This window comes from Salmonella sp. SG203 (assembly GCF_013350575.1).
Taxonomy (GTDB): domain Bacteria; phylum Pseudomonadota; class Gammaproteobacteria; order Enterobacterales; family Enterobacteriaceae; genus Salmonella; species Salmonella enterica.
Map to the genome: position 1 here is coordinate 85,032 of NZ_SNMT01000015.1, position 14,423 is coordinate 99,454.

Consider the following 14,423-nt stretch of genomic DNA (forward strand, 5'->3'; position numbering starts at 1 on the left):
TCTCGGGCATCAGGTCCGGAGAAGATGTATCAACCACCATTGCCCATTGAGGCAATTTCTTTATCAATCAGATAGAGACCTTCGCCGGTGTCACCCGCCAGTGCCAGCTTGTCGATGATGGATTTGAACAGTTTTTCCTCTTCATGCTGCTCGGCGACGTACCACTGCAGGAAGTTGAAGGTGGGGTAATCCTGCGTGCTCATGGCCACATGTACCAGTTCGTTAATTTTCTGAGTGATGAACTGTTCGTGCTCATACGTTTTTTTAAATAACGCGGCCAGCGAATCAAATTCAGCCACAGGCGCTTCCACCGATCTGATATGGGGCATACAGCCGGTGTCAGTCAGATAGGCAAAGAGACGCTGCATATGCGCCATCTCTTCCTGTGCATGGCGGCGCAGGAAATCCGCCGCGCCTTCAAAGCTGTGGTAACAGCACCAGGCGCTCATCTGCTGGTAGAGCAGGGAAGAAAAGAGCTCCATATTCAGCTGGTCGTTAAGCTTTTCAGTCATTTCTTTCTTCAGCATTTTACTTTCCTCTGCAGGGTAAGAGTCGGTGATGCAGACAACGGTAAAACATGCCGGGCAATAACGCCATTATTTTTATGGTTAACAGTGTCACCATTCGTTAATGCTGGCCTGTGGTCAGTTGCATATTTTTATGCCCGGAGAGCTCCGGGGGATACGCAGTCAGTTGAGTAACGGGGAACGGCCGGGCGAGGATGAAGTTCACGGATACCGGGAGGGGCGCTACTTATTTTTATTCCTGCTTCTTATCGTAATATGCAGCGTCAGTCCGGTAACGTATACGATAAATAAGAGCAGCAGAACCTGATAACTTTCCATTTCCCTCCCCTGAAACAATAAAGGCTCCGTGTCTGAAGGAGCCTCTGGTGATTATTCATTCCGCAAAATCAGCAGCGAACTGTGCTGCCATGGTGTCCGGTGCCACCATTGTCGGGAAGACGGTCGCCTCCTGCAGCGCCTCAAAACCGTCATTGCCATAGCGGAAATGGAAATGCGTCAGGGCGGTGTGGTCTTCAGACACTTCCGGCGTCATCAGCATGACGTCGCGCCATGCGCCTTCATCTTCGCTGGTGAATTTGCTCCACTGCAGTTCGTGCTCCCCGTATGTGGTGGTGACGGAGCCGGCATAAGTGTACTTTCCGGTGACCTGGCTGCCGTCTCCCAGGGTGAACGTGATGTCATTATCATCAATCGTCATGCCCTTAATGGCGGTGTTCCATTTGCTGAGTTTGTTTGCTTTCCATTCCTGTGCACTGATACCGTCTTTTTTGCCCTGCTCCTCATAGGCAGACTGCAGTTCACTGTCCACGGCAGGCGTGTTCAGCAGCGAGACGGCAGAGACCCATTCACCTTTCCAGGGGGTAAGGTCTTCCGCATGGACGCCGGCGACGGCGCTGAGGGAAAGTCCGGCAGCGACGAGAACGGCGGGAATGAAGGACACGGCATGTCGTAAATGGCGTAACAGCATGATACAAAATCTCCCTGATTGTGGTATGAATATGAGAATGGTAATCATTTGTAGTGATGGTGGTCAACTCAGTGTGATGACTGAACGGGGAGCGCAGTAATGTTGTGGACAGAGTCTGTTACTGAATGGGTGGCTGATGGTAAACCGGTTCAGATTGGTTTGTCCCGCTATGGCAGTGGTCCGGAGATGTTATTGTTGCCGGCACTGAGTTCCATTTCCACCCGGGATGAGTTACGCGAGTTGCAGATGCGTCTGGGGAAACATTATTCCACCCTTTCTGTTGACTGGCCGGGCTTCGGCAGACTACCCCGTCCGGAGGTGGCGTGGCGACCGGAGCATTACCGGCATTTTCTCCGGTATCTGACCAGAAACGTGACGCAGCCTGAGGTGACGCTGGCCTGTGGTCATGCAGCCGGTTATCTGCTGGCGCAGGCGGCAGAAAGTCCCTGTTCAGTGGGACGTCTGTGCCTGCTTTCCCCGACCTGGCGCGGGCCGTTGCCGACAATGCTGAAAAGACGACCGGATTTTTTACGAAGGCTGCCGGGGCTGACAGATTTACCGGGTATCGGCGCGGTATTTTACCGGCTGAATGTCAACAGCCAGCTTATCAGGATGATGGGGCGGGGGCATGTTTACGAAAATCCGCAGTGGCTGACGGAAACACGGCTGGCGGGGAAACTCAGGGTGACGGAAGCGCCGGGGGCGCGTCACGCCTCGTTCCGTTTCGTGACAGGCGCGCTGGATCTGTTCACGGACAGAGGGCATTTTCTGGACACACTGAAGCATATCAGCCGTCCGGTTCTGGTGGTGACGGGCAGATATACCCCGAAGAAATCCCGCGAGGAAATGGATGCCCTGTGTGCCCTGCCGGGCGTGGTGTCTTCAGAACTGCACGGGGGAAAGCTCTCATTTTATGAAGAATATCCGGAGGAGACGGCCAGCGTTATTCTCCGGTTTCTGGCGTCAGAAAGCGTGTCTGAATGAAATGGTTGTTATGAGATTATCGTGTCCTTCCGGGGAAGTCATCTTCACAGGCATTTTCAGTTAGTTAGCATTACCGACATCCATTCACCGACTTACCGGAGATAACCGATGTCAAAACACCGATGGTCCATTGAACAGAAAAGGCAGCAAGTTGCCGCCTTACACGCCAGCAATACTGTGAACTCACCGATATTCCCTTCAAATCACTTCGCGGAGTTCGCGTATCAAAGTGCTGCGCTGGTGTGAGATTCCAGCGTCCGGACCACGGCCATAATGGCATCCGGCGTGACAGGCTGATTTTTTTGTTTGCTTTTTTATCGTCCGGGTGCAATCAGGGGGAACTGGTCTGCAGGAGCCAGCGATGTTCACATTTTACAGCGTATACAGCCAGTTGTTCGGAACAGGACTGGTGTCGCCTTATTTTTCTCCCTGATATCATTTAAGTTACTGATCTTAACGATCTATTTTTCGCGTTGAAAGCATTAATCTGCAAATGATTTATTTATATTATTCCACGTCAATAAATTCTGAGAGCTATGCACGAGCCTGAATGTAGAGAAACACTCTGTGCCAGAATTACGATGAGTAACTGTAACCATCTGGCTGTTTTACGAAAACATTTTTCTCAGTGTTTTGATAAGCAGGGGAATTTCATTCAGGAAAAAATGCCTGAAATTGTAAATTCACCATATGATGAACTATTAAAAGAGTCCCGTTCCCTTATCCTGGTGGCTAAGTTATACCCCCGCATGCTGGCGAATCTTCCGCCAGAGACGCTTCTGGGCGAAGACAAAGAACATAATCAGTCAGAGCGAAACAAAGGTAGTCAAAATCAGTTAATTAAGCAAGATAACCCTGAAACGTTAAATTATATAGTTAATGACTGGTCTGAAAAGGTGAGATTGATACTATGTCAGAACAGCAACCAATAACTGAGTTACTCAGGGAACTCAATAAGGTATTAAAAACGTTTCCGCAATTCTGGAGCGGTGATAAATTGTACCGTTCCAGGGTTATTGATGCTATTGTCAATAAACAACCGGACGTTATCAAAAGCTTACTGGCTAATGAAAAAATAAAATCTGTTTACGGTACCGATCTTGATGGTTTTTTTATTTTTGATTTTGACAAACTGTGCCACCTGCTGAAATACAAAGAATACTGGGCAAACAGTTTCACCAGATACCGCAATAAGATTGGGTTAACCAGTGAAGGTAAATACCTTGATTACAGTTCAGATGTGGTGCTGGATTTTCCGTTTAAGGATTGTGTGCTTGAAGGTGGTATGACTAAAGAAGATCAGGGGAAGGATGAGATCTACTACAATGAAATCATTGCCAGAGATGAAATTGACTCCCTGTTTTCACCAAAAGTATTCACTAATGCTAAGCGATATACAAAAGCGGGTGTAAAAGAAAATATCACTCAATTTAACGATAACGACAATCTAATAATTAAGGGCAACAACTTAATTGCCTTGCACTCATTAATGAAGAGTTATGCAGGTAAAGTTAAGTTAATATATATAGATCCACCATATAATACAGATAGTGACGGATTTAAATATAATGACAGGTTTAGTAGATCAGTATGGCTCACGTTCATGAAAAATAGAATTGAAATAGCCAGGGGGCTTCTTTCTGAAGATGGAATCTTATTTGTTCAATGTGATGACAATGAACAGGCATATCTAAAATGCCTTCTGGACTCTATTTTTGGTGAAGAAAGGTTAATGGCTAACATTTCGGTAAAAATGTCAGAGCCATCTGGTGTAAAAATGACGCATGCCGACAAAAGACTACCAAAACTAAAAGAGTATGTTCTTTCATATAAGAAAAACAATAATACAAAAATTAATGTATTGAAAATACCAAAAAAAACATGGGATAGTGAATACAACACTATCATGCTAGGTGTAACTCCTGAAGAGTTATCTATCATAGAGGAAATATCAAATTCAGACTCATTTAGCGATGAAGATATTGCTATAGTATCTAAAATAACAGAAAAAATGTACTTTGAAACATTGCCAGTGTTTTTCAAAAAAGAAAATATATCATCCAAAGAGCAAGATAAATTCAAACATGAAAATGCGTATAGAATTTTCCAGGCAACTGCGACATCAGAATTATTTACAAAAACCCTAAAATCCTATATTTATAGAAAAAATATATCCAATGACGTTTTTCATTATGTAACCCCAAAAGGAAAAATTTACCTAATAAAAAATAGAATAGATGAGAAAAAACAAAAACCAAGGGTTCAAATATTATTTGCAAAAAATTTTTTAGAAACTAACCCTGGAGACTTTTGGTCCGACATAAAAACAACAAGTCTAGATAATGAAGGAACGGTAATCTTTAAAAACGGAAAAAAACCAGAAGAATTAATAAGAAGAATTTTACATATAGGCTCAAATGAAGGCGATTTAGTTTTAGACTTTCATTTAGGCAGCGGAACAACTGCAGCCGTCGCCCATAAAATGGGACGTCGTTATATCGGCATCGAACAAATGGATTACATCAATGAAATAACCGTACCACGTCTGCAAAAAGTCATTGAGGGTGAGCAAGGAGGCATCTCCAAAGACGTGAGCTGGCAGGGGGGAGGCAGTTTTGTCTACGCTGAACTGATGGAACTGAACGCCTGGTTTGTACATCAAATCCAGAAAGCGCAGTCTTATGAAGCACTGGAACAACTCTTTGCCATCATGAGAACCGGGGCACACCTCAATTATCAGGTGGCACTGGAAAACGTCCTGTCTGCTGAATACGAAATGGATGGCATTCCGCGTAAAGTCGTATTCAGCGAGCTGGAACTGCATGAGCAGAAGCAACTGCTGATTGAAATTCTCGACAAAAATCAGCTTTACGTGAACGCTTCCGAGATGGATGACAGCGACCTGAATATATCCGAGAGCGACAAAGCCTTTACCCGCAGCTTCTATGGTCAGGAGTGACGGTATGGCGACGAAACCCTCCTCCGGCAGCAATCAGACGTTACTGTTTAATCAGCTCCGGCAATTTGATATTCCGGGACTGTTCAGTGAACGCTATGAAACGCCGGACTACATTCAGGCGAACCTGAAAGATACGCTACGCCCGTATCAGCATGCGGCGCTACGTTATCTCCATTACACGCAGCGCAATCCCGCAGAAGCGGCAATACATTACCGGCATCTGCTGTTTCATATGGCTACGGGGGCGGGAAAAACCATGGTCATGGCAGGGGCGATACTCTGTCTGTTTAAAGAACACGGGTATCAGAACTTCATCTTCTTCGTGCACACCGACGCGATTATTCAAAAAACCCGTGAGAATCTTCTCAACCAGCGATCACCGAAGTATCTATTCAGTCAGGAGCTGGAAATCGACGGAGAAAAAATCACGATTTCGCCTGTGGAAACGTTCCCGTCTGTCCCTGAGTGCAACACGATTTACCTGAAGCTTTCAACCATCCATAAAATGCATGATGAGCTGAACAGTTACCGTGAAAACAGCATCACGTATGAAGATTTACGTGAAATTCCGCTTGTTCTGCTCGGGGATGAGGCTCATCATTTTAGTGCTGAAACCAGAGCGAGGGGGAAGGCGAAAAATTCTGCCGAATATGAGGAACTGACGTGGGAACGTACGATTGAGAACATTCTGGCGCTGCGTCCGGAAAACCGGCTGCTGGAGTTTACTGCCACTATTAATTTGAGCGAAAAGGAAATCTGGCAAAAATATCATAATAAAGTGGTGTATCAGTATGATCTGAAACAGTTCATGGCGGATGGCTACTCCAAAAAGGTTATGCTGCTGGAAGCCAGTCAGAACGATACTGACAAGATGCTTGATGCCGTTCTGTTGAGCCAGTACCGTAAACTGGTGGCGGCAGATCATGGTATCAATGGCTTCAAACCGGTTATTCTGTTTAAATCGAATAAAATTGCCATATCCTGTGCCATGCAGGCGGAATTTTCTCTGCTTATCGCAACCCTGACGCCGGACAGCGTCAGACGTCATCTGGTGAATAAAAAAGCGCAGCTCAGTTCAGACACCAGTATCTGGCATAAAGTGACAGCGCGTTATGCTGAGAGCGATCTGATCGCGGTTATCGGTCAGATACAGGAAGATTTTAACGACTTTAACCTGCTGAACGTCAATAAATCCGATTTGCTGGAAGAAAACCCCGTCCTGCTGAATACCCTGGAAGAACCGGATAATCCGATCAGGGCCGTTTTCGCGGTGGCCAAAGTCAATGAAGGCTGGGACGTTCTCAATCTCTATGACATTGTCCGTATCAGTGAACAGGCGGGCAACAGTAAAACCGGCACAGACAGTGAGGCGCAGCTTATCGGGCGTGGCGCACGGTATTACCCGTTCTGTTATGACGGTCAGCGCAGTTTTACCCGCCGGTTTGATACCAGTGCACGGGATTTGAGTGTACTGGAGCAGTTGCATTACCATACCATCAATGAGCCTGCTTACATCAAAACGCTGCATAAATCCCTTGAACAGGCCGATATTGACGCGCATCAGGATGGCAGCGGTAAAGTCGAGCATGCAAAATTAAAGGCGGAATTTAAAAAATCAGTTGTCTACCAGTCCGGGAGGTTGTTTTTCAACGAGGTGGAAGAAATTGAAAGTCGCAGTCGCTGCTGGAAAACCTACTCACTGGAAACCCGCTTTGAGGTGCAGTACCTGACCGCCAGTGAAGAATCGCTGGATAACCTTTCCGGACCCTCAACGCACAGCAACACGAAGCTGGAGACACTGGTTCTGGATGAACGTTTTTACCGTAAAGCGATGCAGAAAATCCGTTTCTACGAACTGGCTAACCTGAAACGGTATTTCCCGAATCTCAGCAGTGTGACGGAATTTATCCACAGCCAGGACTATCTGGGACAACTGATAATTAACGTTAATGTCCCGGAGTCACTGGACTTTACCGCGGTCCCGGCAAAAGAAAAACTGTTATTGCTGGAAACCGTCCTGCTCCGTATTTCAGAGAGCGTGCGGCACAATGACAGGAAAGAGAAAGGTACGCACCGGTTTACCAGCCGGGCGCTCAGTGAAGTGATCAAAGATTACAGCCTGCACATTGACCCGTCCGTGATTGTTAATCAGAAAATCACCGCAGAGCAGACCATCGGTAAAAAATGGTATGTGTATGACAACGCGATACTCAACCAGCTTGAGCATAAACTGGTGAAAGTGCTCGGGTCGTTTATGGAAAAACTGAAAGCCCGCTACGATGATATTTATCTGATACGTAATGATGAACAGTCAACGCGTTTTAAGCTGACAGAATTTAAGGGTGCCAGGGGTTTTATGCCGGACTTCATTCTGCTTCTGACGAGCAAATCAGACAATGCATACTGGCAGGTATTCCTTGAACCGAAAGGAGATGATCGGTTACAGGATGATAAATGGAAAGAGGAGATGCTGGAAAAGCTGAATGATGAAAACCTTATACTGATTGACGAAAATGATGATGTGAAACTGGTCGGAATTAAGTTCTTTGCCAACAGTCAGATTGATAAATTCATTTGTGATATGCAGGATAAACTCAATGGTGGTGAACCACTGGAGGTATTATCATTACGACAGTGATGAACGGGAACTGGCTTATGGATATCTTCAGTGGGTACCAGGAACGATCATTATTCAGTACCCCAGGTAGCAGGCGGACATATCTGTCGAATATATACCGTGTAACACCATTGTAAAGATGTCACCATTTGTTAACGCTGACACCCCGGGTACTGGTTTTTCCGGTATCTGCGTAGTGGCTGTCCGGCATGGAGCCGGGAGGCTCAGTGCAGGTATGGTGTGTGATTTTCAGGAGAGGAGAGCCCCTCCAGTGCTTCGTCGTTAATAAACTGAATCCTGTGCCCGCAGGGCAGGCGGGACTCAAAGTACTCAATGTCCTGTGTGGTCATCAGGGCGTGGGTCGCCACGGCCAGCAGAAGCAGCTTTTCCTGCAGATTTTCTGAGTACGTGTCAAGAAGGCAGTGGAGGTCGTTCAGTGCCTCCATACTGACGTTCATTTCACAGTATGTCGTTTCGCTGTCGTCGTTGTTATTGCCTGACATGGTTCTCTCCGGTTATGTGCAACCGCAATCCACCGGGGTGACAGAGTAATGCTGACAGATATTCCCCGTGATTATCGTGGACTCTGACTTTTGCACAGGCAGAACGGATAATTCCAGTTTTTTATTGCACCCGTGGTCTGCATATTCGCATGAGATCGAAATCGTGATCGGCATCGATGCGCGCATGCAGTGGTCACAGGCACCGTACTGCTCAGTGTAGTTTCGACCCCGTTTCCTGCTCATCCCCGACGTCATCGTCATCAGTGCGGGTGAGCGTTATTCCGTGCCCGTCTGATGTGCGGGATTCAATACAGTCAATATCCAGCGATGTCATGAATGAGTGCGCCGTGGCGGCCAGCACCATCAGCGCCTCATGCGGGCCACTGGTGTGAGATTCCAGCGTCCGGACGACTGCCATAATGGCGTCCGGCGTGACGGGCTGGCTTCTTTGTTTATTCTTTTTGTTACGATTACTCATGCAGGTTACCTGGTTCAGAAAACAGTCCATTTAAATTATCAGAAATGGATTTTGATTTCCCCGCTGAATTTTTCTTCGTTCCCTAACACAATGCCCGGATGTATGACGCACATCCGGAGGACACGTGTCCCGTAATCTCATTATTTCCCCGTTGTTACTGAGCGTACTGCTGCCGTCCCGGGCGGCGATGGTGGTGTACACCGACCATGTGCATCCGCCTGCAGGCGTGACCGGCGATACCCGCGTGGTCTGGCTTGATGCGCCGGAACAGCTGCAGCAGACGCTGTTTGGCTCCCTGACGTCAGACCCCGGAGAAGCAGAACGCCGGGCGCAGGCGGTGATTCATTCCGCAGGCTGGCAGCAGAAGCAGTCTGAACTGGCGCAGGCTTACCGGGGACTGCTGAAGGCCTGGCAACTGGGGCTGGAAAAATACCCGGCGGTGGTGTCTGACGACCGGTATGTGGTTTATGGCACTGCCGATGTGGTGGTGGCGGAAGAACTGTTCCGTAGTCACAAAATCCGGGAGGGTCAGCGATGACACGTCACAGTCTGTCATACCGGCTGAAACCGGTGGCGCTGGCCCTGATGCTGGCAGCCGGCATTCCGTCTGTTACTGAAGCGGCGGTGAACACCGCCACCCTGATTGCCGGCAGCGCCTCGCCCTCGTGTATCAGCTGGCGGGTGAAGGGTATCTGCTACTGGCTGTTCTGCACGCCCTTTGGCTGCACGGTGAAAACGTCGGTGAAGGTGGAGCATTTCATCCCGGAAGCGGTGGTATCCGTCTACCAGGACAGGGGAGAAAACCCCTGGACGGAAATGAAGACGGTCAGCAGCGCGTCGGGCGGGATTGAGAATGCCATCAGCTCCGGGCTGGCCGGGCTGAGTGCCGGCGGCGGGCAGTCCACGGCAAAACGGCCGCAGGGCAGTGAGAGCCTGCTGAGTACGAGATTCAAGTATGCGGACGCCATTGGCCACCCGGGCACTTCACTTATCGGCGGGCAGATACCGGGGTATTCCTGTAAAAGTGCCGCCACTCCAATGGCTCCCTATTTTCTGAGTACGCTGGACAGTCTGGCCTGGCGCACGGGTCTGCCTGAAGCCCTGTACCCGGAAGCGCTGATACCCGGTAAGCGGGAAATCGGCAGCATGACCGACAGAAACATGTGGGGCAACGTTTATCCGCGCAGTGGTTTTGTCACCCAGCAGGATGACTATAAGGCCGGAGCCGTCATCGCCCAGCGGGTGGCGGACATCATCACCCGCAGCGGACAGGTACACGTTTACCAGCCGCTGACCGGAAAACACCGGCCGGGCTACTGGCCGCCGGACCCGGTGACGGAAAACACCGGCACCAGAAACCACAGATGGCAGCGTCTTACCCCCGCCGCTTCACAGTCCTGCACGGTATTTCCGGATACGGGCGGGAAGGTGGCGGAAGACGGCAACTACGCCTGGACATTGTGGCAGCCGTACAGCTGCTGCAAGCCGCGCGGTCAGAAGTTTCTTTACAGCACCGATTTCAGCTGAGGTACCCGATGAAAACAACACAGCAGGCAACACAGCAAAAAACACGATTTTCCCGGCCTCTTCTGGCACCGGTCATAGCCCTGACGATGGCAACCGGAATGATGCTGCCCGGACAGGTATCAGCGATTTCGCTGCCTTCTCTTTCCGGAGCCGGAAAGACGGCGGGCGATGCCGTCGGTAATGCCGTCAGCGACGGTCTGTTCTACTCGATTGGCGGCGGGTCGGTGATATCACAGCCGCCGACCAGCAACAGCATGCAGCTCCTGGGGCTGAAGGCGGGTATCAACAGCGACCTGATGTGCGGCAACTTTGACATCAAAACCACCGTCAGCAACCAGCTGAACGGACTGACCAGCGGATTTAAGGACCTGATGGGCGATGTGATGCAGGGTGCCACGGGAGCAGTGACCAGCATGCCGGCGATGATTGTTCAGCGGGCCAATCCGGGACTGTACGACATGATAACCAACGGCGTGGCGCAGGCAGGCCTCTCTTTTGACCGCTCAAAGCTGAACTGCGAAAACATGTCGAAGAAACTGGCGGACTACACCATGGGAGACCGGGCATGGACGGATTCGGCGGTCGGTGATGAATACCGTGATGCGGTGACCCGCAGCGGCGGGGATGCGCTGAAGGCGGAGGAGGCGAAGGATAACGCCACAGGAGAAGAGGGGGCCCGCTGGATTGGGGGGCAGAAAGCCGGCGGGAAGGGGCAGCCGGCAATACAGCCCACTCACGACCTGGCGAAAGCCGGGTACAACATGATGAATAACCAGCTGGTCAACAGTAACGGCAGTGTACCGAAAAACCGGTGTAACGGCTCGGCCTGTCGGATATTCAGTAACGCGGAAGAGGCGGCTGCGGCGGTGGTGAAGGTGCTGGGCGACCGCAGTATCCGCACCTGTACGGACCCGTCGAAGTGTCAGAGTGGCGGGGAAGATAATGCGCCGGGCGCGTCGGTGGCCGGTACCGGTTTTGGCCCGATGCTGGATGAGGCGACGAAAACGAACCTGGAGACGCTGAACCGGCTGGTGAACAGCCGTGGGGCACCCTCTGCGGAAGAGCTCGGCAAACTGAAAACCGGTGGTCTGGCGGTCACCCGGGGGGTGATTGAGGCGCTGCGTGATGACACGGACCGGAACGCGCTGGTACAGCGGCTGGCGGGCGAGCTGGCGATGGCGGACACCATTGAGACCGCGCTGGCCATGCGGCAGATGCTGACGACCGGGGAGTCAGAACCGAATGCGGCGGCACAGAAGCAGGCCATCGAGGAGGGCGACCGGCGTATTGACTCGCTCGACAGGGGACTGGAAACCCTGAAGAACGAGATGGAGCTTCGCCGGGCTATCAGCAGTAACAGCCTGCTGAAGACGCTGGAGCGTCAGGAAATACGTAACAGCGGGAATCAGCTGATGCAGAAGGGTAATGGTGCTGATGAGAAGATGGGCGCGCTTGAACAGAAGGGGGATGAATGATGAAAACGCCTTTTCTGATTTCAGTCGTTTCCGGAACCCGGCGGGCCGGTCGCTGGCTGCGACACGGTTCAGCGGTGTCATTTCGTGTGATCCTCTGGGGCGTGCTGCTGAGCATGCTGGTGATGTTACTGGTGGCCATCGTGCTCCGGGACCCACAGGGAGACGCGGTACGGCAGTGGCTGTTCCATGCCCGGTGGTCGTTACTGGCCTGGCGGATGGTACTGTACGGCATTCTTGCGGGGTTCTGGGGGTGGCCGGGAGAACTACGCCGGTGGTACCTGAAACAGCTCAGGGCCTCCGGGCATCCGAACCCGCAGTTCGCGCTGTTCCGCACGGAAATCATCCCCGTCCTGCTGATAGCGCTGTCTGAATACAACACCTGGACACAGGTACCCTGAGGATACACCATGACCGCGAATAGTATTATTGAGTACATTCTGGTGTTTTTCGGCTGGGTACTGAACAACGCGATGTGGAACATCATTTTCGGTACAGGGTTATACCTGTTGCCTCTGGTGTTCAAATGTACGGCCGTCTGGCTGAAAACCCGGGAAGAGGGATTTGATGAAGGGAATAAGGGACTGTTGCTGCAGCCTCGGCTGGAGCATGCGCTGTATGTGCCGTATCTGGTGATCCTGTTCTGCGTACTGCCGGTTGTTCCGGTGGATATCAGCGCGATGAAGTTTGACAGCAGCCGGGCGAAACAGTGTCATGTGTCCGTGGCCACACCCCAGACCTCCGGTTACAGTTCAGTAGTGAATGACCTGGGAGGGAAGACAGCGAATATTTCCGTCTGGTGGTACCTGATTCACAGGCTGTCGAAAGGGGTGACGCAGGCGATGACGGCGTCCATTCCCTGCGGAGGGCAAATCCGTCAGCTACGTTTTGAAGTACAGCAGAGCCAGTTGAGAGACCCGATGCTGGCGCAGGAGCTTCAGGAGTTCGCCAACAGTTGTTATGCGCGGGCGTACTACAGGCTGAAAAAAAGCAACCCGTCCCTGACGGACAAAACCATTAACTCAGTGGGCTGGATTGGCAGCGATTATTTTATGAACACGGAAGGATATTACGACACTTACACATCGAAGCAGCCGAAAAAGGCGTGGCGGTGGGATGAGAAACGGGATGCCGGGTATGCGAACACGGGGGACGGGGGCTATCCGACCTGCAAACAGTGGTGGCTGGATGCGAAAAAGGGACTGAAGGACCGGGTGCTGGCCAGCATGTCACCGAAAGTCACTAACGACTTACGCCGGCAGGTAGGTAAGGACTGGGAGGAAACAGCACTGCGCTGGCTGGTCAGTCCGCAGAACGTCCGCCGCTCAATAGGGAATGACACCTATATTCTGGGCAGTAACGATAATCCGCAGGGGGGAGCGGCTGTTGCAACCCGGCTTGATATGACCGTGGGGGCAACCCTGAAACAACTTGACTCCCAGCCGGGGTTTGACGCACTGAAACTGGCCCTGCCGATAGTTCAGGCGTTGCTGGAGATGATGGTGATTGTCAGCATTCCTGTGCTGCTGATGTTCAGTGCCTATGACCCGAAGACGATTGTGACCATCACTTTTGCGCAGTTTGCGCTGATATTCATCTCGTTCTGGTGGGAGGTGGCAGGATGGCTTGATGACAAACTGCTGATAATGACCTATGACAGCATCACGAATTTTACGAAGTCAGTGAATGATGGCTGGATTATGAACATTGTCCTGGGCACGATGTATATGGTGTTCCCGATGGGCTGGTTTGCGATGATTAGCTGGACGGGGGTCGCGATTGGCAATCTTATCAATAATGGGATATCTGATACGGGTAAAATTTCACAGGATATAGGAAAAGAAGGTGGTGGTATTGTTAAGGGAGCCGGTAAATCAGTTATCACTAAAGGCATGAAGAAATAAAATTACTCATCAGGCTGCCGAATATGGCAGCCTGAAATTTCAGTAATTATTATCTCTGTAATAATATACTGTTTCGGTTTCTGTTCTGGAGTCCGGAATTACAGAAACTACCGCACCGAGAACAGAAAACATAACGCTCCACGGATTAATTTCAGGCCACATATCTTCTTTCTGCTGTGCCTGGTTTTTTGGGTCTTTCTTGCGCGGAAGGAAATCAGGAATACCCGCAGTGCAGGAACGGTTTACAGTATTTTTACTCATAGCTGCTACTCCTCAGAGGGCTGTAAAACAGCCGGAAAATAAACTATTTTCATGTTCCCGCAGATTAAAGGAAATGTAAAATAGTTAGGAACGATCATTTTTTTATCATCGATCGGTGAAAACGATCATTTACAATGTTTTTTATAAGGCTGGTGAATCAATAACCGTATACTGTCTGACTGGCAACAGTATCAGGATCACTGTCGATCATGATTATTATCTGG

14 protein-coding genes are annotated in these 14,423 nt (G+C 50.3%); 9 read left to right on the forward strand and 5 right to left on the reverse strand.

Annotated elements, in window-relative coordinates; genetic code table 11:
• Positions 1–29: 29 nt before the first annotated feature.
• Both ftnA and HV477_RS19325 read right to left on the reverse strand, forming a co-directional pair.
• A complete protein-coding gene (ftnA, locus tag HV477_RS19320; RefSeq protein WP_175065328.1) occupies positions 30–527 on the reverse strand; it encodes a non-heme ferritin in 498 nt (165 codons plus the stop codon).
• A 373-nt stretch (positions 528–900) separates the two neighbouring features.
• Positions 901–1,494 (reverse strand): ZinT/AdcA family metal-binding protein, encoded by a 594-nt coding sequence (locus HV477_RS19325; RefSeq protein ID WP_175065329.1) that lies wholly within the window; start codon positions 1,492–1,494, stop codon positions 901–903.
• Positions 1,495–1,593: 99 nt separating this feature from the next.
• Here HV477_RS19325 and HV477_RS19330 point away from each other — a divergent pair, with 99 nt between their 5' ends.
• The 4 genes from HV477_RS19330 (at position 1,594) to HV477_RS19345 (ending at position 8,075) form a co-directional block, all read left to right on the forward strand.
• Positions 1,594–2,478 (forward strand): alpha/beta fold hydrolase, encoded by an 885-nt coding sequence (locus tag HV477_RS19330; RefSeq protein ID WP_175065330.1) that lies wholly within the window; start codon positions 1,594–1,596, stop codon positions 2,476–2,478.
• Positions 2,479–3,059: 581 nt separating this feature from the next.
• Positions 3,060–3,410, forward strand: a complete 351-nt coding sequence (locus HV477_RS19335) for a hypothetical protein (protein WP_175065331.1) — start codon at positions 3,060–3,062, stop codon at positions 3,408–3,410.
• Positions 3,389–5,437, forward strand: coding sequence for a site-specific DNA-methyltransferase (locus tag HV477_RS19340; protein ID WP_175065332.1), 2,049 nt, complete (start codon positions 3,389–3,391; stop codon positions 5,435–5,437). Before HV477_RS19335 ends, HV477_RS19340 begins: the two co-directional genes overlap by 22 nt.
• A 4-nt stretch (positions 5,438–5,441) precedes the next feature.
• Positions 5,442–8,075, forward strand: coding sequence for a DEAD/DEAH box helicase family protein (locus HV477_RS19345; RefSeq protein WP_175065333.1), 2,634 nt, complete (start codon positions 5,442–5,444; stop codon positions 8,073–8,075).
• A 203-nt stretch (positions 8,076–8,278) separates the two neighbouring features.
• On the opposite strand, the gene HV477_RS19350 is transcribed toward HV477_RS19345, so the two are convergent.
• Both HV477_RS19350 and HV477_RS19355 read right to left on the reverse strand, forming a co-directional pair.
• Complete coding sequence (locus tag HV477_RS19350; RefSeq protein ID WP_175065334.1) at positions 8,279–8,557, reverse strand: hypothetical protein; 279 nt, start codon at positions 8,555–8,557, stop codon at positions 8,279–8,281.
• A 211-nt stretch (positions 8,558–8,768) separates the two neighbouring features.
• Positions 8,769–9,035: a hypothetical protein gene (locus HV477_RS19355; RefSeq protein ID WP_175065335.1), complete on the reverse strand. Its 267-nt coding sequence runs from the start codon at positions 9,033–9,035 to the stop codon at positions 8,769–8,771.
• Between the two features lie 187 nt (positions 9,036–9,222).
• On the opposite strand from HV477_RS19355, the gene HV477_RS19360 reads away from it, so the two are divergent.
• The 5 genes from HV477_RS19360 to HV477_RS19380 all read left to right on the forward strand — a co-directional run bounded on the left by HV477_RS19360 (position 9,223) and on the right by HV477_RS19380 (position 13,938).
• Positions 9,223–9,573 (forward strand): TIGR03757 family integrating conjugative element protein, encoded by a 351-nt coding sequence (locus HV477_RS19360; protein WP_175065362.1) that lies wholly within the window; start codon positions 9,223–9,225, stop codon positions 9,571–9,573.
• Positions 9,570–10,562 carry a TIGR03756 family integrating conjugative element protein gene (locus HV477_RS19365; protein ID WP_175065336.1) on the forward strand — a complete coding sequence of 331 codons (993 nt, stop codon included), beginning with the start codon at positions 9,570–9,572 and terminating at the stop codon, positions 10,560–10,562. Before HV477_RS19360 ends, HV477_RS19365 begins: the two co-directional genes overlap by 4 nt.
• A gap of 86 nt (positions 10,563–10,648) precedes the next feature.
• Positions 10,649–12,037 carry an integrating conjugative element protein gene (locus HV477_RS19370; protein WP_175065363.1) on the forward strand — a complete coding sequence of 463 codons (1,389 nt, stop codon included), beginning with the start codon at positions 10,649–10,651 and terminating at the stop codon, positions 12,035–12,037.
• Positions 12,034–12,435: a hypothetical protein gene (locus HV477_RS19375; RefSeq protein WP_175065337.1), complete on the forward strand. Its 402-nt coding sequence runs from the start codon at positions 12,034–12,036 to the stop codon at positions 12,433–12,435. Before HV477_RS19370 ends, HV477_RS19375 begins: the two co-directional genes overlap by 4 nt.
• A gap of 9 nt (positions 12,436–12,444) precedes the next feature.
• Complete coding sequence (locus tag HV477_RS19380; protein ID WP_175065338.1) at positions 12,445–13,938, forward strand: conjugal transfer protein TraG N-terminal domain-containing protein; 1,494 nt, start codon at positions 12,445–12,447, stop codon at positions 13,936–13,938.
• A gap of 39 nt (positions 13,939–13,977) precedes the next feature.
• Here the strand turns inward: HV477_RS19380 and HV477_RS19385 are convergent, their stop codons facing one another.
• Complete coding sequence (locus HV477_RS19385; RefSeq protein WP_175065339.1) at positions 13,978–14,199, reverse strand: hypothetical protein; 222 nt, start codon at positions 14,197–14,199, stop codon at positions 13,978–13,980.
• Between the last annotated feature and the right edge of the window lie 224 nt (positions 14,200–14,423).